This window comes from Asticcacaulis aquaticus (genome assembly GCF_028550415.1).
In the GTDB taxonomy this organism is placed as follows: domain Bacteria; phylum Pseudomonadota; class Alphaproteobacteria; order Caulobacterales; family Caulobacteraceae; genus Asticcacaulis; species Asticcacaulis aquaticus.
In genome coordinates, this window is record NZ_JAQQKX010000009.1 from 109,910 (window position 1) to 128,626 (window position 18,717).

The 18,717-nt window shown below is 62.1% G+C and carries 19 protein-coding genes; 9 read left to right on the plus strand and 10 right to left on the minus strand.

The genetic code is table 11. The annotated features are described in order from the left end of the window. Positions 1 to 5 precede the first annotated feature (5 nt). Positions 6 to 734, minus strand: coding sequence for an ABC transporter ATP-binding protein (locus PQU92_RS12135; protein ID WP_272748484.1), 729 nt, complete (start codon positions 732 to 734; stop codon positions 6 to 8). Beyond that, positions 731 to 1,861, minus strand: a complete 1,131-nt coding sequence (locus PQU92_RS12140; RefSeq protein ID WP_023461465.1) for an ABC transporter permease — start codon at positions 1,859 to 1,861, stop codon at positions 731 to 733. Before PQU92_RS12140 ends, PQU92_RS12135 begins: the two co-directional genes overlap by 4 nt. Before the next feature lie 349 nt (positions 1,862 to 2,210). Between PQU92_RS12140 and flgF the strand changes: the two genes are divergently transcribed. From flgF to PQU92_RS12165, 5 genes are all read left to right on the plus strand, one after another. After that, entirely contained in the window at positions 2,211 to 2,960 is a 750-nt protein-coding gene (gene flgF, locus PQU92_RS12145; RefSeq protein ID WP_272748485.1) for a flagellar basal-body rod protein FlgF, read from the plus strand. A 13-nt stretch (positions 2,961 to 2,973) separates the two neighbouring features. Beyond that, positions 2,974 to 3,762, plus strand: a complete 789-nt coding sequence (gene flgG / locus PQU92_RS12150) for a flagellar basal-body rod protein FlgG (RefSeq protein WP_272748486.1) — start codon at positions 2,974 to 2,976, stop codon at positions 3,760 to 3,762. Between the two features lie 11 nt (positions 3,763 to 3,773). Next, on the plus strand, positions 3,774 to 4,538 hold the full coding sequence (flgA, locus tag PQU92_RS12155) for a flagellar basal body P-ring formation chaperone FlgA (protein ID WP_272748487.1): 765 nt from the start codon (positions 3,774 to 3,776) through the stop codon (positions 4,536 to 4,538). 9 nt (positions 4,539 to 4,547) lie between these two features. After that, the gene (gene flgH / locus PQU92_RS12160) at positions 4,548 to 5,270 is read left to right on the plus strand and encodes a flagellar basal body L-ring protein FlgH (protein ID WP_272748488.1); all 723 of its coding nucleotides are present in this window, start codon (positions 4,548 to 4,550) and stop codon (positions 5,268 to 5,270) included. Positions 5,271 to 5,344: 74 nt separating this feature from the next. After that, a complete protein-coding gene (locus PQU92_RS12165) occupies positions 5,345 to 6,655 on the plus strand; it encodes an O-antigen ligase family protein (RefSeq protein WP_272748489.1) in 1,311 nt (436 codons plus the stop codon). Between the two features lie 195 nt (positions 6,656 to 6,850). Here the strand turns inward: PQU92_RS12165 and PQU92_RS12170 are convergent, their stop codons facing one another. Both PQU92_RS12170 and PQU92_RS12175 read right to left on the minus strand, forming a co-directional pair. Continuing rightward, the gene (locus PQU92_RS12170) at positions 6,851 to 7,927 is read right to left on the minus strand and encodes a quinone-dependent dihydroorotate dehydrogenase (protein WP_272748490.1); all 1,077 of its coding nucleotides are present in this window, start codon (positions 7,925 to 7,927) and stop codon (positions 6,851 to 6,853) included. Next, entirely contained in the window at positions 7,927 to 8,436 is a 510-nt protein-coding gene (locus tag PQU92_RS12175; RefSeq protein WP_272748491.1) for a SixA phosphatase family protein, read from the minus strand. Before PQU92_RS12175 ends, PQU92_RS12170 begins: the two co-directional genes overlap by 1 nt. Before the next feature lie 370 nt (positions 8,437 to 8,806). Here PQU92_RS12175 and PQU92_RS12180 point away from each other — a divergent pair, with 370 nt between their 5' ends. Then, positions 8,807 to 11,050: an outer membrane beta-barrel family protein gene (locus tag PQU92_RS12180; protein ID WP_272748492.1), complete on the plus strand. Its 2,244-nt coding sequence runs from the start codon at positions 8,807 to 8,809 to the stop codon at positions 11,048 to 11,050. 68 nt (positions 11,051 to 11,118) lie between these two features. Here the strand turns inward: PQU92_RS12180 and PQU92_RS12185 are convergent, their stop codons facing one another. Continuing rightward, entirely contained in the window at positions 11,119 to 11,874 is a 756-nt protein-coding gene (locus PQU92_RS12185; RefSeq protein WP_272748493.1) for a class I SAM-dependent methyltransferase, read from the minus strand. 75 nt (positions 11,875 to 11,949) lie between these two features. On the opposite strand from PQU92_RS12185, the gene gloB reads away from it, so the two are divergent. After that, positions 11,950 to 12,696 carry a hydroxyacylglutathione hydrolase gene (gene gloB / locus PQU92_RS12190; RefSeq protein ID WP_272748494.1) on the plus strand — a complete coding sequence of 249 codons (747 nt, stop codon included), beginning with the start codon at positions 11,950 to 11,952 and terminating at the stop codon, positions 12,694 to 12,696. A gap of 35 nt (positions 12,697 to 12,731) precedes the next feature. On the opposite strand, the gene PQU92_RS12195 is transcribed toward gloB, so the two are convergent. The 3 genes from PQU92_RS12195 to PQU92_RS12205 all read right to left on the minus strand — a co-directional run bounded on the left by PQU92_RS12195 (position 12,732) and on the right by PQU92_RS12205 (position 15,812). Continuing rightward, on the minus strand, positions 12,732 to 13,523 hold the full coding sequence (locus PQU92_RS12195; protein ID WP_272748495.1) for a DUF4908 domain-containing protein: 792 nt from the start codon (positions 13,521 to 13,523) through the stop codon (positions 12,732 to 12,734). A gap of 221 nt (positions 13,524 to 13,744) precedes the next feature. Next, a complete protein-coding gene (gene phbB, locus PQU92_RS12200; RefSeq protein WP_272748496.1) occupies positions 13,745 to 14,470 on the minus strand; it encodes an acetoacetyl-CoA reductase in 726 nt (241 codons plus the stop codon). Between the two features lie 148 nt (positions 14,471 to 14,618). Next, on the minus strand, positions 14,619 to 15,812 hold the full coding sequence (locus PQU92_RS12205) for an acetyl-CoA C-acetyltransferase (protein WP_272748555.1): 1,194 nt from the start codon (positions 15,810 to 15,812) through the stop codon (positions 14,619 to 14,621). Positions 15,813 to 16,223: 411 nt separating this feature from the next. Between PQU92_RS12205 and phaR the strand changes: the two genes are divergently transcribed. Continuing rightward, entirely contained in the window at positions 16,224 to 16,856 is a 633-nt protein-coding gene (phaR, locus tag PQU92_RS12210) for a polyhydroxyalkanoate synthesis repressor PhaR (protein WP_272748497.1), read from the plus strand. 75 nt (positions 16,857 to 16,931) lie between these two features. Beyond that, positions 16,932 to 17,186 (plus strand): hypothetical protein, encoded by a 255-nt coding sequence (locus tag PQU92_RS12215; protein ID WP_272748498.1) that lies wholly within the window; start codon positions 16,932 to 16,934, stop codon positions 17,184 to 17,186. Positions 17,187 to 17,385: 199 nt separating this feature from the next. Here PQU92_RS12215 and PQU92_RS12220 read toward each other — a convergent pair whose 3' ends face one another. Next, entirely contained in the window at positions 17,386 to 17,838 is a 453-nt protein-coding gene (locus PQU92_RS12220) for a hypothetical protein (RefSeq protein ID WP_272748499.1), read from the minus strand. Positions 17,839 to 17,937: 99 nt separating this feature from the next. After that, entirely contained in the window at positions 17,938 to 18,669 is a 732-nt protein-coding gene (locus PQU92_RS12225; protein WP_272748500.1) for a glycosyltransferase family 2 protein, read from the minus strand. Positions 18,670 to 18,717: the final 48 nt, after the last annotated feature.

Genomic DNA, 18,717 nt, shown 5'->3' on the forward strand with positions numbered 1-18,717 from the left:
TCTGATCACGAAACAGGCGTCTCAACGACGTCTTGAGGTTGATTGACGAAATGATCGCTGAGGATCTTGCCGTCTTCCATATGGATGACGCGGTCGGCATAGGCTTCGAGGCGCGGATCGTGGGTCACGACGATCACCGCCGCGCCGTGTTCCTTGGCCGCGCGATGCAGGAGCTTGATGACCACCTGACCCGACACCGAATCGAGCGCTGAGGTCGGCTCGTCCGCGAACAGCAGTTGCGGGTTTTTCGACAGGGCCCGCGCGATGGCGACGCGCTGCTTTTCCCCGCCGGACAGGGCCGACGGCGTCTGCTTGAGGCGCTTTTCCAGCCCGACCTCGGTCAGGGCGGCCACCGCGCGCTTCTTCGCTTCCGACTTTTTGACCTTGCAATATTTCAGCACCTGCTCGACCTGCTGGGTGGCATTGAGCGCCGGGAACAGGTTGAAGCCCTGAAAGATAAAGCCGCAATGATCGAGACGGAACCGGTCGATCTTGCTTTTCTTCTTCTTCCACAGGCTTTCGCCCAGGGCAATGACCTCGCCCTCATCAGGTTTCATCAGGCCGGACAGGGCCGCGATCAGGGTCGATTTGCCCGATCCCGACGGCCCCATGACCATGGTGACCTGACCGTGATAGGCGTTGAAATCGACGTCTTTCAGGACGGATTGCTTCTGCTTGCCGATCTTGTAGGCCTTCGACAGGCCCTTGGCGTCTATGGCTAGTTTTCCATTCATCGCAACAGATCCGCAGGCTGGCTCTTTTTCAGGACGCCGAGCGACAACAGGCCCGACAGGACGGAGATAATCAGAAGCATGATGGCGATGGTGATGACCGACCACAGGGGATAGAACATGGTCAGGCCCATCGCCCCGGCCAGCGCCGTGACGCCGACCAGCAGGATCGCGGTCATGCCAAGGCCCGCCACGCCGACCCAGAAACTCAGCTCCATGATGATCAGATTGAGGCTACCGATCGATACCCCCAGCGCCCTCAGCGAGGCGAACTCCTTGATATTGGCCAGAATCGCCCCTTGCAGGGTCTGCCAGGTGATGACCACGCCGATGAAGACGCCGACCACCAGCATGAAGCCGAGCAGGATCGAGATGAACGAGTTCTTGAACATCGATTCCTGATTGCGCTTGGACAACTCCGGCTTGGTCCACGCCTTGAACTGACCCTTGCCAATGACGTTCAGTTCCGCCGCGACCGTATCTGTGCGCGCCGGGTCGCTGACCTTGACGAGGATGGCGCCGACGCGCGGCCCTTCGCGGACGAGGCCCAGAAGCTTCGCCGACTGACGCGAGGTGAAGATCATCGAGTTGAACAGGCTGGGGTAGCCGCTGATCGTGGCGCGCACCGTCACGGTACGACCGTTGATCTTGGCCTTATCGCCGACCTTGACGCCCAGCTTGTTGAGCGAGGTTACGTCGAGGATGACCGAATAGGGCTCCTGCAGCGCCAGGATCACGTCTTCGGGGAAGTCGGTCGGCAGGGTCACCGCGCCGGGGATCGGATCGACGACGTAGATCTGTACGCCTTCGCGAACGGCCTTCTGCTCGCCCTCGGGGAAGTTGGTGAACTGCCCCCAGGTGACGTTGAACGGCGTCGCCTCGACGACCTCGCTATGCTGGAACAGCAGCGGGATATTGCGGCGCGGCTGGCTGGTGCCGAGCCCTTCGGAATCCGGCGGCAGGATCATGATATGCGCCGGCGAGCGGTCGATCGTGGCGCTGAAGTTCTTGCCGATGCCCATGAACATGCCGACCAGCGCCAGCACCAGCAGACCGGCCACGGCCAGCGCGATCACAGCGGCCATATAGCGCCGCCATTCGTAGATCAGCGTGGATAACGCAAGTGACATAAAACAGGTGTCCCCAAACAGGCTTTCGGGGAGGCAACGATCCGCGATCTAAAGATACAGATGGCACCCCGCCCCTCGTCCCGCCACCTTGGATAGTTTCAATCCATACGTCCAATTAAATCGCTGTAACCCAGCCGCCATCTTCCGGAATTGAGCGGTCTGTCATCTGAAAGCCCCAGACGGAGTCGCGGCAGAATCTGCCGCCCTTTCGCCACGCCGAATTCGAACACCCATCATTATTCATTATTTTCAACGTATTACGATTTTTTATCCATCTGGCACGGCTCTTGCTTCTTGAAAAACATGGTTAACGCCGTCGCTTGAGACGCGTCATGAAAGGAGAGCCCGCATGGATAACGCTACCTACGTCGCCTTGTCGCGTCAGCTCGTCCTGCGCCGCGAACTGGACGTCACCGCCAACAATCTCGCCAATATGAACACCAGCGGCTACAAGTTCGAGCAGCTGCTGGTCGAGGCCGAGCCCGGCAAGCCCGCCTATAACCTGCCGATCCGCGCCCCCGCCAACTTCGCCTTCGACAAGGGCATCGGCCGCGACTTCTCGCAAGGCGCGTTCATCCAGACCGGCAGCGATTACGACCTCGCTATCGAAGGCGAAGGCGCGTTTTTCGTCGTCAATGGCCCGAACGGCCCGCTCTATACCCGCGACGGGGCCTTTACCGTCAATCAGGAAGGCGTCCTGACCACGCAGGAAGGCCTGCCGGTGCAGGGCGACGGCGGTGAAATCCGCCTGAACGCCGAATTCGGCGCGCCGAGCATCTCCGCCGACGGCATCGTCTCGCAACGCTCCGCCGACGGTACGATCCGCGTCGGCAAGATCAATGTCGTGCGGTTCGCCAATCTGTCCGACGTCGAAAAGCGCGGCGACAACATGTTCGCGGCGACCACCAACGCCACCCCCGACCCGGCCGCCGATGTCCGCATCCGTCAGGGGATGCTTGAGGCATCGAACGTCAACGCCCTCAGCGAAGTCACCCGGCTGGTCGAGATCAACCGGTCCTACGCCTCGATCTCGAAGGTCATCGACCAGAATCAGGAACTCAACCGCAGCGCCATCGAGCGTCTGGGCCGAGTGGCCTAAGGAGTAAGAACACATGCGTGCTTTAAGAACCGCCACCACCGGCATGGCCGCCCAGCAGATGAACGTCGACGTCATCTCGCACAACATCGCCAACATGAACACGGTCGGCTACAAGAAGCAGCGGGCCGAGTTCCAGGACCTGATGTATCAGAATGTCGAGCGCATGGGCGCGCAGTCGTCCGAAGCCGGGACCGTCGTGCCCACCGGCATTCAGATCGGTGCCGGTGTGAAGACGGGCAGCGTCTATCGTATCCTGACGCAGGGCTCGGTCACCCGTACCGACAATTCCTACGACCTGATGATCGACGGTCGCGGCTATTTTCAGGTGCTGATGCCGTCGGGCGAAACCGCCTATACGCGCGCCGGGAACTTCGCCATCAACGATCAGGGGCAACTGGTTACCGACGATGGCTACCTCGTCCAGCCGCAGATCACCCTGCCGCAGGACACCAAGGAATTCACCGTCTCCAAGACCGGTCAGGTCTCGGTGACTCAGGACGGCGTCACCGCCCCCACCGTCATCGGTCAGCTTCAGCTCGCCACCTTCTATAACGAGGCCGGCCTTGAGGCCATCGGCGACAACCTGTTCCTCGAATCCGGCGCATCGGGCGCGGCGACCATCTCGGCCCCCGGCGACACCGGATACGGGACGCTGTTGCAGGGCTATACCGAAGCCTCGAACGTCGACGCGGTGTCGGAAATCACCGCCCTGATCGTCGCCCAGCGCGCCTATGAAATGAATTCGAAAGTCATCACCACCGCCGACGAAATGCTGTCGGTGGCCGGCAGCCTGCGTAACTAGGGAAATACCTGATGCACCGTTCGGTTTACATGCTGATGCTGGCTGGCGCGGCCACCGTGTTCGCCGCCGGTCACACCGCAGCGCAAGACGCCGTCACCCTGCGCGCGCCGGTCACCGACGCCGACGGTCGCGTCACGCTGGGCGACCTGTTCGATGGCGCCGGCAAGGCTGCGGACGTGGTCGTCGCGCAACGCCCGGGCCAGACCATCGTGCTCGATGCCGGACAGGTGCAGGCAAAGGCGCGTCAAGCGGGCCTGTCGTGGAGCAACCCTCAGGGCCTGCGCCGCATCATCGTCTCCGGCGGGTCCGAAGGCGTATCGAATACGCCAGCCAAGGCGCAGGCCGGGGCCACGAAAGACGTCCTCGTCTTTACGCGCACCATGAGCGCCGGTGAAATCGTCAGCGCTGACGACATCGCCTTCAAGCCGGTGCAGGCCCATATGGCGTCGGGCGCGCTGATGCTCGATCCGCAAACGGCCATCGGCAAGAGCGTCCGCCTGCCTGTCCGTGAAGGCGGCATCGTGAAGACGTCGGACCTCGCCTCGCCGATCGTCATCAAACGCGCCGAACTGGTCAAGGTGACCTGGGCGATGAACGGCATCAGCCTGAGCATGACCGGTCAGGCGCAAAAGGACGCGGCCATCGGCGACATCGTCATGGTGCAGAACCCTCAGTCGAAAAAGCTCATCGAGGCCGTCGTCACCGGTCCCGGCACGGCGGTCACCGGCGAAGCCGCGCTGGCGCTGCGTTCCGACAAACTCTATTCCAGCCGATAGGTGAACAGTATGCGTATCCCCTCCCTCGCCGCCCTTGTTATCGCCGCCGCCTCGCTTACCGCCTGTGCCAGCGTCAACGAAGCCGTTTCCGGCCCGCAGCTCAATCCGATGGGCTATCCGGCGCAACTGGTGCCGCAGCAGCAGGTCTATGCGCCTACCCCGCCCGCCGCCTCGGCCAATTCCCTGTGGCGCAGCGGTGCCAAGGCCTTCTTCAAGGATCAGCGCGCCCGCAATGTCGGCGACATCCTGACGGTGCAGGTCGATATCGACGACAAGGCCCAGACCCAGAACACCACGGCCCGCTCACGCGAGAGCGATTACAACGCCTCGATCCCCAAGGTCTTCGGGCTGGAATCGTCGCTGGGGAAAATTTTGCCGAGCGAGTATAATGCGTCGAACGGCTTGTCGACCAATGGTTCGGCGAACTTCAGCGGCTCGGGCAGCGTCAATCGCGCGGAAAAGATTTCCCTGACCATCGCCGCCGTCGTCACCGGCGTCCTGCCGAACGGCAATCTGATCGTGCAGGGCTCTCAGGAGGTGCGCACCAACCGCGAAGTGCGCGAACTGACCGTGTCGGGCATCGTGCGGCCCGAGGATATTTCGTCGGCCAACACCGTCCGCCATGCTCAGATGGCCGAGGCGCGTATTTCCTACGGCGGCCGCGGCGACGTGACCCGGATGCAGGCCGCCCCGGTAACACAGAACCTGATGGAAAAGTTCTCGCCGTTTTAATCCCCCTCTCCCCGTAAACAGGGAGAGGGCAAACCACGGTAAGCTTTTTTACCTTTTGCCTTTACCCTAAGGCCATGCCCGCCACGCCCGCCTACGAAGATGACGACTATGTCGCGCCCGCCGCGCGGCGAAGCCTCGTGCCATCGACGCAGGATGCCCCGCTGGACGGGCTGGCCCTGTGGATCTATCGCGCCGAAATTCTGCTCGCCTGTGTTTGCGTTTTCATGTTCACCGAGGCCCTGTGGGCGCCATTGTTCGCGCCCAATCAGGAAAACGGCGGCGACGTGGCCTGGATGCGTTTGCTCTGGCTGCCGGTCTATGGCCTGACCCTGATGCTATGCGCGCTCAGGGCCGACAAGTTCCTGCGCATTTTACCGGCCCTGTTCATGGGCGGGCTGCTGATCGGGCTTTGCTATGCGTCGGGCTGGTGGTCGATCGACCCGGCGGTGACCAGCCGACGGTCATTGGCGCTCGCCTTTACCACCCTGTTCGGGCTTTATCTGGGGATGCGGTTCAAGGGGCCGGACCTGACCCAGATCGTCGCGCTGACCTTCACCGTTCTGGCGGTGGGCAGTATTCTGGCGGCGTTGTTCTATCCCACCATGGGCGTCCACCACGACATCAATGCCGGGGCCTGGCGTGGGCTGTGGCACGAAAAGAACCAGATGGCCTCGCTGATGACCTTCGGCTTCGTCGCCGCCTGCGCCAGCGCCTTCATCGTCCCCGAACGCCGCACGGCGTGGATCGTGGCGGCGGCCCTGATCTTCTTCCTTGTCGTCATGTCGCGGTCGAAAACGTCGCTGCTGGCCTGTATGCTCAGCCTGTTCGCCATGCCGGTCCTGATGGCGCTGAAACGCGGCGGTATCCTCAGCGTCCTGTTCGTCTGGGCCGCCGCGACAATCTCGCTGATCGGTGGCACGATCTTCTTCCTGATGCCCGAAGCGATCTTCAAGGCGCTAGGCAAGGACCCGACGCTCACCGGCCGCACCGAAATCTGGGAGTCGCTGCTGCGCCTGTCGGACAAGCGCCCGTGGCTGGGCTATGGATACAAGGCCTTCTGGGGACCGGACTCGGTGCCCAACAAGATCGTCAAGATGGAGACGCACTGGGACGTGCCGTCGGCGCATAACGGCTGGCTCGATCTGCTGGTGCAACTGGGCTGGCTGGGCGTCATCCTGTTCGGCAGCGTTCTGGCCATCACCTTCTTCTGCGCCCTGTTCCGCTTTGCGCGGGTGAAGGACGGGTTCTTCTCGGTGCTGACCCTGTGCCTGTTCAGCTTTCTCATCCTATCGGAGAGCTTTATTCTGGGGCAGAACAATCTGATCTGGGTGTTGTTTGCCTGCGCGATGGCACGGCTGACGGCGAACCGGTTGCAGGATTCATAGCGCCTACTCCCCCGGCGTGCCGGGGGAGGTGGCATTTGCGCAGCAAATGACGGAGGGGGGCTCGCGTAAGCATCGCGAATAAATCGGCTGGCCCGATGTGTATCTTACGGCGGCTAAGCAGGCCCCCACCACCACATCTCACTCACTGCGTTCGTTCGTGCGGTCCCCCTCCCCAACACGTTGGGGAGGTATGATTCAGGCGTCGGTTCCCACGGCCTGCGACACATGCGTGAAGCCGTCGCGCAACAAAAGCGTGATCAGATCGCGCTTGATCTCATCGACCAGACCCGGCCCTTTGAACACCATCGCGGAGTACAATTGCACCGCCGAGGCCCCGGCCCTGATCTTGGCATAGGCGTCCGCGCCCGATGCGATCCCGCCCGCGCCGATCAGCAGCAACCGCCCCTCCGATACCTGCCGCGCGGTACGCAGCGCCGCCGTCGACAGTGCAAACAGGGGCGCACCCGACAGGCCGCCGGTCTCGCCCTTCTGCGCCGATTGCAGGGTTTCGGCCCGCTCGATCGTCGTGTTTGACACGATCAGCGCATCGAGCCCGTGCGCCATGGTCGATTGCACCGTGTCGGCGATTTCGTCCTCAGTCAGATCCGGGGCGATCTTGAGGAAGATGGGATAGTTCTGCCCCGTCACCCGCACCAGATCGGCGCGCGTCGCGGCAATCTGCGCCAGAAGCTCATCCAGATGCGACTTGCCCTGAAGCGCGCGCAGGCCCGGCGTATTCGGCGAGGAAATATTGGCGGTGAAATAGCTCGACAGACCCCACAGACGCTTAAGCCCCGTGACGTAGTCGGCCATGCGGTCAGTCGCGTCCTTATTGGCGCCGATATTGGCCCCCAGCACAGGCCGGTTCGACCGTCCGACATAACGCTCCAGATGCCCGGCGAACACGTCGAGCCCCTTGTTATTGAAGCCCATACGGTTGATCACCGCCTCGTCCTCGCTCAGGCGGAACAGACGCGGGCGCGGATTGCCGTCCTGCGGCAGGGGCGTCACCGTGCCGCATTCGACGAAGCCGAACCCGGCGCGCGACATGGCCAGCGGCACGTCGGCGTTCTTGTCGAACCCGGCGGCCAGCCCGACGCAGTTGCGCGCCGACACGCCACCGCCGTTGCAGGGAAATTCGACCGTCAGTTCCGGCGGATCGTAGGACGACTGCGGTCCTAACCCGGACTTCAGCGCGAGAATCGTCGCCGCGTGGGCGTCTTCCGGATCAAGGCCGTGCAGGGCCTTGGTGGCCAGTTTATAGATATCCATTATTCCGCACCGATAAGGTCTTTGGGCTTGAGCACGCCGTCGTAGAGCGGGCGGCCCGCCACATCGACGTCGAACACGGTCGCCGCCGCCGTCGGATAGGTGCCGCGCACCTTGTCGATCTCGGTCATTGAGGCCGCGCCCTCGGTCATATAGTCGAGGATCAGGTACTGGATGCCCGGATTGTGCCCGATGACCAGCAGGCAGTCGCCCGCCTCTTCGTGCGCCTCGACCAGACGGCGCAGGTCGTTGGCCCCGGCATTGTACAGATCGTCGCGACGCTCGACGGGGATTGGCCCCAGCACAGCGCTCACCGCATCGAAGGTCTGCGACGTGCGATGAGCCGAGGAGACCAGCGCGAAGTCGGGCTTCAGACCCCGCGCTTTCAGGGCTTCGGCAACCGCGGTGGCTTCACGTATCCCGCGCTGCATCAGGTCGCGGTCGAAATCCTCGCCCGACTCCGCGTCCTTTTCGGCCTTGCCGTGGCGCATGACGATCAGATGCTTCATCATATCAACTATCCTTATTCCCGCGCATATGGCCGCGACTCCATGCGGGTTTCAAGCCTGTTTTATATGCGTTTTATAAGGCCGTGCGACAGAGCTGATTTACCAAGTAATAAAGCCCCTCCGCCCAAATGCAGCCCGCGCGCAGACCTTACATTGCGAAAAAAACTTACCGATATGTAATCTATCGACACCAAAAAGCCTTTGTGGGGCGGTGCTTTATTACGCTTCACATTACAAAAACTTAAATCCCGCCCCGCTTCACATAAATCCGACAAAACTATATAAGGCAGGTAACGACGGGGGCGGTAAAAACGCGCGTAAAACAGTTTTGCGCCCTCCCGGCACCTTATTTCGTTTTACAGAGACCGCTTCCATGTCCTCCTCCAAACTGTCCACCCTGGCCTCCACGGCCAGCTTCGCCGTTCTGGCCTCGCTCCTGCTGGCGTCCGGCACACAGGCCCAGACGGCTCAATCTGATCCCAAGGCCGACCCCAAGGCTGAGGTAAAGACCGAGGCGAAGAAGGCCGACGAGGAAACCACCACGGTCACCGTAACGGGCGCCAAGGCGCAGAACCGCATCGACCGTCAGGTCTATGACAATACCAAGAACGCCGACGCCGCCGTCGGCACGGCGGGCGACACCCTGAACAAGGTGCCGGGCGTCACGGTCGACGCCAACGGCAACGTCGCCCTGCGCGGCAACACCAATGTTCAGGTCTATGTCGACGGCAAGCCCTCGGCCATGATGTCGGGCGACAACCGCGCCGGCGCCATTCAGGCCATGTCGGGCGGCGACATTGCCTCGGTCGAGGTCATGAACCAGCCGGGCGCGCAGTTTTCCTCCGAAGGGTCGGGCGGCATCATCAACCTTGTCATGAAGAAGAACCGTCGTCCGGGCGGCTACGGTTCGGCCAATGTCGCCGTCGGCGACGGACGCTATAATGGCGGCGTCAGCGGCAGCTATACGGCGGGCAAGGTGTCGGTCAATGGCGGCATCAACTACCGCGAAGACGGCGGCACCGGCAAGCAGACGCGCCGTCAGCGCGCGCTCGACGCCAATGGCAACACCACCTCGCGCACGGAATCGAACACGCTGGGTTCGGCCAAGTTCAAAAATCTGGGCGTCAATGCGGGCGTCGATTTCAATCTGGACGACACCAATACCCTGAGCGCCGCCGTCTCGTACAGCAAGCGCGACGTCACGATCACCGGCGCCGGCGACAACGCGACCTATAACGCTGCCGGTGTGGCGACGCGCAAATATACGAACTTCCTGCGCGCCGAAAGCCCCGGTCAGGACCAGAGCCTGGCCCTGACCTGGAGCCACATGGGCAAGCTGGCGGGCGAAACGCTCAAGGCCGACCTGCGCATCAGCCGCTCGACCGGCGAGAACGTCACGACCAACGCCTTCAGCTACACCCTGCCCAGCGTGTCGACCGCCACCGATCGCAAGACCTCGGCGCGCGACCTGTCGAGCGCCGTGTTCAGCCTCGATTACAACCGCCCGATCGGCACCGACCAGCTGACCACCGGCATCCAGATCACCCGCGACGACAGCGATGTGCGCAACGAATCGACCGGCACCGGTGCCGACGGCCTCGGCAATGCGCTGCTGACCAACGCCTTCCAGTACAAGCAGACCCTCGCCGCCGCCTATATGACCTATCAGAAGCCGTTCGGCGAAAAGTGGGTCGTGCTCGGCGGGCTGCGCATGGAAAACCTCGACCTCGACACCTATCTGGTCAATACCGGCACCTACACCAATATCAACTACACCAAGTACAGCCCCAGCCTGTTCGCGACCTATCTGATCTCGGACACCGCCAAGCTGCGCTTCTCCTATGCCCGCCGCCTGCAGCGCCCCAGCCCGCAATCGCTGAACGCCGCCCTGACCTATAACGACCCGACGAACGTTACCCAAGGCAATCCGAACCTCAAGCCGCAGGAAACCGACTCGTTCGAACTGGGCTACGAAGTCGCCAAGGGCAAGATCAACTACCAGATCCGCGGCTATTACCGCGACAATCAGAACGTCATCACCCAGACCAGCCGCTTCCTGACCGGCAATGTGCTGCTGACGACGCAGGAAAACGGTGGCGAGAGCCAGGCCGGCGGTATCGAGTTCAACTTCAACGGTCAGATCACGCCCAAGCTGAACCTGACTCTGGGCGGCGATGTGGCGCATACGGAACTGACGACGCCGTCCACCGGTTCGCAGGAAGCCGATTCGCTCAACGGACGCGTGAACTTCACCTACACCCTGACGCCGAAGGATTCGTTCCAGGTCTTCTTCTTCTCGCGCGGCAAGACCCTCACCGGTCAGGGCTATACCGAGCCGTTCGGCATGGGCAACTTCACCTATGTCCGCAAGCTGACCCCGAAGGCGAGCCTGACCCTGACGGTGCGCGACCCGCTCAATACCGGCAAGTCGGTCACCTATACCCAGACCAAGACCGTCTATTCGGAATCGAGCCGCAGCCAGCAGGCCTCGGTCATCTATCTCGGTCTGCGTTACAACTTCGGCGGCGCGGCGCCGGCCAATGCCAACCAGCCGCAGATGCGCATCATGGGCGGCCCCGGCGGTCAGGGCGGCGGCCCGCGCCCCGGCGGCTTCTAAAGAGATGAGCCTCAGATTCGTGGTCTGATGCTCTATGTAAAACGCCCGGCCTCATCCGCCGGGCGTTTTTATGTTTGCGTTCTGCCGGCCACCGGCTGAGCGGGTTGCGGCACCGGCACCCCCAGCGCGTCGCGCAGATCGTCGATGACCGAGGTCGCCGTGCCGCGGATATTGGAGCGGATGGCGCGCTTACCCGCCTCCATCAGGATCAGTCCGCCCGGATAGGGCCAGATGCGCGGTGCCCAGGTCTCGAACGTCTGGGCCCAGCGCAGGAAAGACCGCATCGGCGGCACGAACAGGGCGTGCGACCAAGCCAGCGGCTCAAGCTCCGCCGCGCGCAGCAGGTTTTCAAGCTGCGAGCGCGAAAAGGGCTGACCATGGCCGAACGGCGTCTTTTCGGCGTGGGTCCACAGGCCGCCGCGCGCCGCCACCCCCAGAATCAAGCGCCCGTTGGTGGTCAGCAACCGCGAGGCCTCCATCAGGACGCCTTCGGGATTGGGGGCTTCCTCAAGCCCGTGCATGATGAAGATGCGGTCGAACATCGCCGACGGGAACGGCGTATAGTGCTCATCGACCAGCACGCAGCGGCTTTTCAGGCCCTCGGGCCAGATTTCCGCGCCCTGCGCCGCCGGCATGGCCGCGATGACGCGCCGGGCCTCGGCCGGGAACAGGTCCAGCCACGGCGTCGTATAGCCCAGCCCCAGAACGTCGGCGCCCGTCAGGTCCGGCCATGCCTCGTTGAGCTTTGCGGCGACCATGCGCCGGGTCACCGCCCCTTCGGGGGTCGAATAGAAACGGCTCAGTTCGGAAACGGTGCGACGCAACAGTCAAACCTCGGCAAAGGCGGTAGTGTTCCCTATATATAGGATAGATTCAGCCTGCGATCAGAGGAAATCGTCGTGTCCGGTTTGCAAATTCACCGCCTCCCCGCCCTGAGCGACAATTACGGCTTCCTCATCCGCGACACGGCGTCAGGCAAGGTCGCCTGCATCGACACGCCGGACGCCGGGGCCATCGCGGCTGAACTGTCGCGGCTGGGCTGGGGGCTGGACTATATCCTCAACACCCATTGGCACCGCGACCATGCGGGCGGCAATCAGGCGCTCAAAGATCAGTTCGGCTGCGCCATCTACGGCCCTGAGGAAGTGACGAAGATTGCGCCGCTGGACCATGTGCTGACCGGCGGCGACCGGTTTGCGTTGGGGGAAACCGTGTTCGACGTGCTCGACCTGAAAGGCCATACGCTGGGCCATATCGGCTACAGCGCGCCTAAGGAAAAGGTTGCCTTTGTCGGCGACTGCCTGTTCCCGCTCGGTTGCGGGCGGTTGTTCGAAGGCACGCCGGACGACATGTGGGGCAGTCTGCAACGGCTTATGGCGCTCGATGCCGGGACGCGGCTCTACAGCGCCCACGAATATACGCTGTCCAATCTCAAATTCGCCGAAAGTTTAGGGACGTTTGCCGCGCTCGACGCCCGCGCTGCATGGGTGCGTCAGCAGCGCGATCGGGGTGAACCGACCGTGCCGAGCCTTCTGGCGGACGAAATCGCGACCAATCCGTTTCTGGTCTATCCGTTGCAGGAAAGCGGTTTTGCGGCTCAGGCCGCCCGATTCGGCGAGATCAGAAAGCTGAAGGATCAGTTCTGATTTTCGCTTTTTTCTGGTTTTCGCTCTCTCAGGCGTCAATGCCCGCTGGTCAGGACCTTGGTCACCATCTTCGACGAGGGACGACCGCCCCATCCGCGCTTGAGATCGAGCTTGAGGACCAGCACATTGCCCTCGACCTTGGCGCTGGGCGGGCGGCCCTCGATCAGGCGCACCTGCTGCACCGGCGCCAGAAGCTGACGGCCCTTGCTGGTGGCCGACATCTCGACCATCGCGTCGGCGGTCACCGTCGCGGCATCGGCAAAGAGGAAATCGGCGCCGGGCGTCTGCACGTCGGCCTCGAAGCGGATCAGCCGCGTCAGGGCCGCCGAGGCGCGCTTGGAGGTACGCACCAGATGCTGGAAAAGTTGCGTCGGTGACATATGCCCCGGTTCAAACGCGTCGGCGCGACCGGCCACAGCGACCGGGTCGCCGGTCGGGCGATCCTTGGAAAACAGGATCATGCCGCCCCAGCGCGTCGCCTTGAGTACCGGCTCGCCCAGATCGTTCTTGAAGATGATGTCGCCCATCGGGCCGGGCGTCGGCGTCAGGGCCCACACCTCATTATCGCCGTCGAACTGGATGAGCGGATTGCGCTGACTGCGGTCGAGGACAAAGCCCTGCCCGCGATCGGTGGTAAAACGGGCCACCGGCGGCGCGCTGGTGGTGCGGCCGTCATTGCCGCCGCCCGGCCCCAGCAGCGAGTCCCTCAGCGCGCGCTCGGACTGCGCCACGGCCTCAGTCGGGGCCATGCCCGCCAGCGGCAGACACAGAGCCAGAATCAACAGGCAGAGATTACGCAGGAACAGGGGGCGGAGAACCAGGCGCAACGATTTTAACCCACGATATGTCATTGACCCGAGAAGTAGGGGCTGAAAGGGGCGGAATTTGGACGCGGATAAGATGATTGAAGGGCACGCGGCGTTGCCCGAAAAGCCTGTGGCGGTTTTGCCACAAGATCGCCCGCGATTGACAATCGCTCGTGGCAAAAGCTTGTGAAAAACCCCTCCCGGCGGCACCGGAAGGGGTATAATATAACAGGTTCAGTAACTTAGGACGCCATGTGCTGACCACCGTTGACCGCAATGGTCGCGCCGGTGATGAAGCTACCCATGTCCGACGCGAGGAAGGCGACGATTTCGGCGACTTCTTCCGGCGTGCCCAGACGACCGACGGGAATGCCCGACACGATCTTGTCCAGCACCGCCGGGGCGATGGCCGAGACCATTTCGGTCGAGGTATAGCCCGGCGCCACGCAGTTGACCGTGATACCCTTGGCCGCCGATTCCAGCGCCAGAGCCTTGGTGAAGCCGATCACGCCCGCCTTGGCGGTCGAATAGTTGGCCTGACCGGCCTGACCCTTCTGACCGTTGATCGACGAGATATTGATGATGCGGCCATAGCCGCGCTCGCGCATGCCCTCAATAACCGGACGGGTCATGTTGAACATCGAATCGAGGTTGGTATGGATGACTTCCTGCCATTGCTGCTGGCTCATCTTGTGGAAGAAGCCGTCGCGGGTGATGCCGGCATTGTTGACCAGCACCTCGACCGGCCCCAGCGCCGCTTCGACCTCGGCCACCGCGCGCTGGCAGTCTTCGAAGCTGGCCACCGAGCCCTTGACGACGAAGACGTCGAGTTCTTCGGCGACCTTTTTGGCCGCTTCTTCGTTACCGGCATAACCGGCCGCGACCTTGAAACCGGCGTCCTTGAGACGCTTGACGATGGCCTTGCCGATACCGCGGGTGCCGCCGGTGACGAGTGCTACTCTGCTCATTAGTGTGTTTCCTGTTTATTATGACCGGCCCCCTGAGCCTTTCAGGTGAGCCGAAAATTATTAGCTCTTGAGAACCGGAGCGCAGCGTACTTCAGTACGTGAGCACCGGCTCGCAGAGAGATGATGATTTGCAGGCCGCCTGAAGGGCTCAGGCGACCGTCTCGACCGTGAGGGCGACGCCCATCCCGCCACCGATACAGAGGGTTGCGAGGCCCTTGAGCGGCTTACCGGCCTCTTCGGCGCGGCGGTTCAGTTCGAACAGCAGGGTGGTCAGGATGCGCGCGCCCGAAGCCCCGATCGGGTGGCCGATAGCGATGGCGCCGCCGTTGACATTGACCTTCGACGTATCGAGACCCAGTTCCTTGACGACGCACAAAGCTTGCGCCGCAAACGCTTCGTTCGATTCGATCAGGTCGAGGTCGTCGATGGTCCAGCCCGCCTTTTCCAGCGCCTTTTTCGAGGCCGGAATCGGACCGGTGCCCATGATCGCCGGGTCGACGCCCGCCGTGGCCCACGACTTGATGCGGGCCAGCGGCTTGAGACCGCGCGCCGCGGCTTCATCCGCCGACATCAGGACCAGAGCGGCCGCGCCGTCATTGAGGCCCGAGGCATTGGCGGCGGTGACCGAACCGTCCTTGGTGAAGGCCGGCTTCAGACCGGCGACACTCTCGACCGTTGCGCCGTGGCGGATGAATTCGTCCTTGTCGACGATGGTGTCGCCCTTGCGGCCCTTGATGGTGACGGGGGCGATTTCGGCATCGAACTTGCCGGCCTTCTGGGCGGCCTCGGCCTTGTTCTGCGAGGCGACGGCGAATTCGTCCTGCGCCTGACGGGTGATCTCCCACTTGGTGGCAATGTTCTCGGCGGTCTGTCCCATGTGGTAGTTGTTGAACGAGTCCCACAGGCCGTCGACGATCATCGTGTCCTTGAATGAGATATCGCCGAACTTCTGACCGTTGCGCAGGAAGGCCGCGTGGGTCGCCTGCGACATGCTTTCCTGACCGCCCGCGATGACGATCTTCGAGTCGCCCAAGGCGATTTGCTGGGCGGCCAGCGCCACGGCGCGCAGACCGGAGCCACATATCTGGTTGAGGCTCCAGGCCGGGGTGCCCTGATCGAGACCCGCCTTGATCGCCGCCTGACGGGCCGGGCCCTGCCCCTGCGCCGATTGCAGCACCTGCCCCAGAATCACTTCGTCGATGTCGGCGGGCGTAAGACCTGAGCGTTCCAGCGCCGCCTTGATGACGTGGGCCCCCAGTTCAGCCCCCGATAGCGAGGCCAGGCTGCCCAGAAACGATCCCACGGGGGTGCGGGCCGCCGCCACGATCACCACGTCCGACACAGAATTCACCGACATTGAAATTTTCCTATCATTATGACCCACCGGACATCCTTTGGAATCAGCGCCTTGCGCGCCTGCCCGGCCATGAAACGCAGGCGAACCTGCCCCAAAGGCATGACGGTGTCACGACACAAAATGTGTTTAATCCGAACTGAACACGTGATTTTGACCACAAATTCCTTCGCACCTGCACACGCTTCACGGTTGATTTACCGCTTTGTGCGACCGCACAAAGGATAAGCACTTGAACATTTGCAAAAATAGCCATTTATTGGAATCAAGCGTTCCGCATAAGCACAAAAAGCCGCGGAAAGAGCCCTTCGTTTCGCTGTTGCGCCCATTTTCATGTTGCGCAACATGACTGCGAAACGGCAGGGCAAGACACAACCCAACAGGGGGAGCAGGACGAATATGACCGAAACCAAATCCAAGTCGAAGCGCGCCGAAGGCGAACGCGTCGTCATCAAGAAGTACGCCAACCGCCGCCTGTACAACACCGCCACCAGCTCCTATGTCACGCTTGACAACCTGTCGGACATGGTGCGTCAGAACATCGACTTCGTGGTCTATGACGCCAAGACCGGCGACGACATCACGCGCGGCGTGCTGGCCCAGATCATCTTCGAAGAGGAGAGCCGCGGGCAGAACCTGCTGCCGATCCAGTTCCTGCGTCAGCTGATCTCGTTCTATGGTGACTCGATGCAGAACCTTTTGCCGACCTATCTGGAAATGTCGCTCGACGGTTTCGCCAAGCAGCAGGAGCGTTTTCGCTCGCAGTTCTCGCAGGCCTTTGGCGGCGCGCCCAGCCTCGGCTATTTCGACGAGCAGGTGTCGCAGAACCTGGCCATGTTCGACCGCGCCATGCGGATGTTCTCGCCGTTCTCGTTCGCCCCGGGCGCGACCCCGGATGCGACTACTGCACCCGCTCCCGCTGCGGCCCCGGCCCCGGCAGCACCCCCTAAGGACAGCGATCAGGTCTCCGAACTGCGCGAACAGATCGAAGCCATGAAGGCGCAGATCGATCAGCTGGCCACGCGCAAATAGGCTTTTAACGAACTTGCTGTATAGTATGCGGACGCAGGGTCTAACCTGCGTCCGTTTTCACATCCGGAACCCCGCATGTCCGATAAGCCGAACCTTCCCGTCCCCGCCGGTCCCGTGATCGATCACGCGATCCCGCGCGCGCGCCGGGCGAACAAGGCCTATGAGAACGCCGATTATGCGGCGCAGGTGCTGGGCGGCGGCGAAAAGCGCGGCCTGCGCGGCGGGCCGGAAACGCTCGACCGGGCAAAAAGCACCTATCTGAAGTCGGAATATTCCGGGCCGAACGATCGCCGCCCGGCGCCCGGTCGCATCAAACAGGAAAAAATCTAGGGTTAACCGCGCTTAACCAAACGGCACGGGTCTTGCAGCGCTTTTCGCACCTATTGCGGAGCGTCCCATGCCTACCTTGTTGCCGATTTTGATGAAAACCTTCGACGTGCTTCTGGTGGCAACCATTTTCACTCTGTTTGCGTAATCTGCTCCAGGTTACGGGTGCGGGGGCGATGCCCCTGCAAACTCTGGAACGCGCTTACCCGAACTCGAAGTCTTTCCGCGCCGTGACGATGGTCACGATAAACCCGGCCAGCACGTCGAGCAGCGTCATGGTGGTCAGCAGGAAAAAGACCGACGTCCCGAACGGGCGAAGCAGCAGGAATTCGACCAGGCACAGGATGAACAGGATCATCGACAGCGAGTGGTTGACGATGGCCACGCTGTCCGACCGCGTCGATTTCAGCATCTCGAAGAACAGCATGATCAGGCCGACGAAGACGACGACGTCGCCCATATCGACAATCCACTTCGTCCCGGCAGACGGCATGGGAATCTGGAACAGGATGTGTTCGAGCCCGTTATAGGCCGAGTTCGGATCGTTGCCGAACATATGGAACAGCGCCACCAGATTATAGACCGCTACGGGGATCAGCAGCATCGGGAAGGCGGTGAGAAATCCAGCTTCCTTCTGCGGGGGGGCACCGGCCATTTGTTTCTTACCTGCGTGGGCGACAACGGAAGTGGTTAATACCGCGTTTCGTTCTTCCTGCCTAGACTTGTCCGTCGCCATGTCCCCTCACGCAGCAATTTAAACTTCGGTTGTGTTCCCCGGATGACGGTAGCGGCGGTTCAGCCACATCACGCCCGGCAAATCCGACAGGGCGACCCACAGCCGCCCGATATTGGTATATTTCGACTGACCCGTCGTGCGGGGGCGGTCATCGACCGGTTCGAACAGGCTACCATAGCCTTCGCGGTTGACCAAGGCCGGGATATATCGGTGCATATTGTCGAAATAGGGCAGACGCAAAAAGACCTCGCGACGAATGGCCTTGATGCCGCAACCGGTGTCGTTCGACCCGTCATTGAGCATCTTCTTGCGGATGCCGTTGGCCCAACGCGAGGCCCATTTCTTGGAAGAGGTGTCCTGACGACGGCGGCGTTCCCCGGCGACGAGGCCGACGTCCGGACCGGCTTCCAGCAGACGCTTCGCCACGTTCAGCACGTCGGCGGCCGGATTTTGCCCGTCGCCGTCCAGCATGGCAATGATCTCGCCCTTGGCGGCGATCACGCCAGTGCGGACCCCGCCGGACTTACCGACGTTATTCTGGTGGTGAACAACGCGCAGATTCGGCAGACTGGCCTTGAGATCGGTGAGGATGCTCAGGGTGTTATCGCTCGACATGTCGTCGACGAAGATCAACTCGTAGGCGTCCTGACCCAGACCGTCGTTAAATACCGCTTCCAGTTCCCGCGCGACTTGTACGCACGAGCCTTCTTCGTTATGAACGGCAACAACAACGGACACGGTTATAGGCATTGGTCAGGCACTCGGTTTAGCAAGGAATTGCTTGAGAGAATTGGAGTC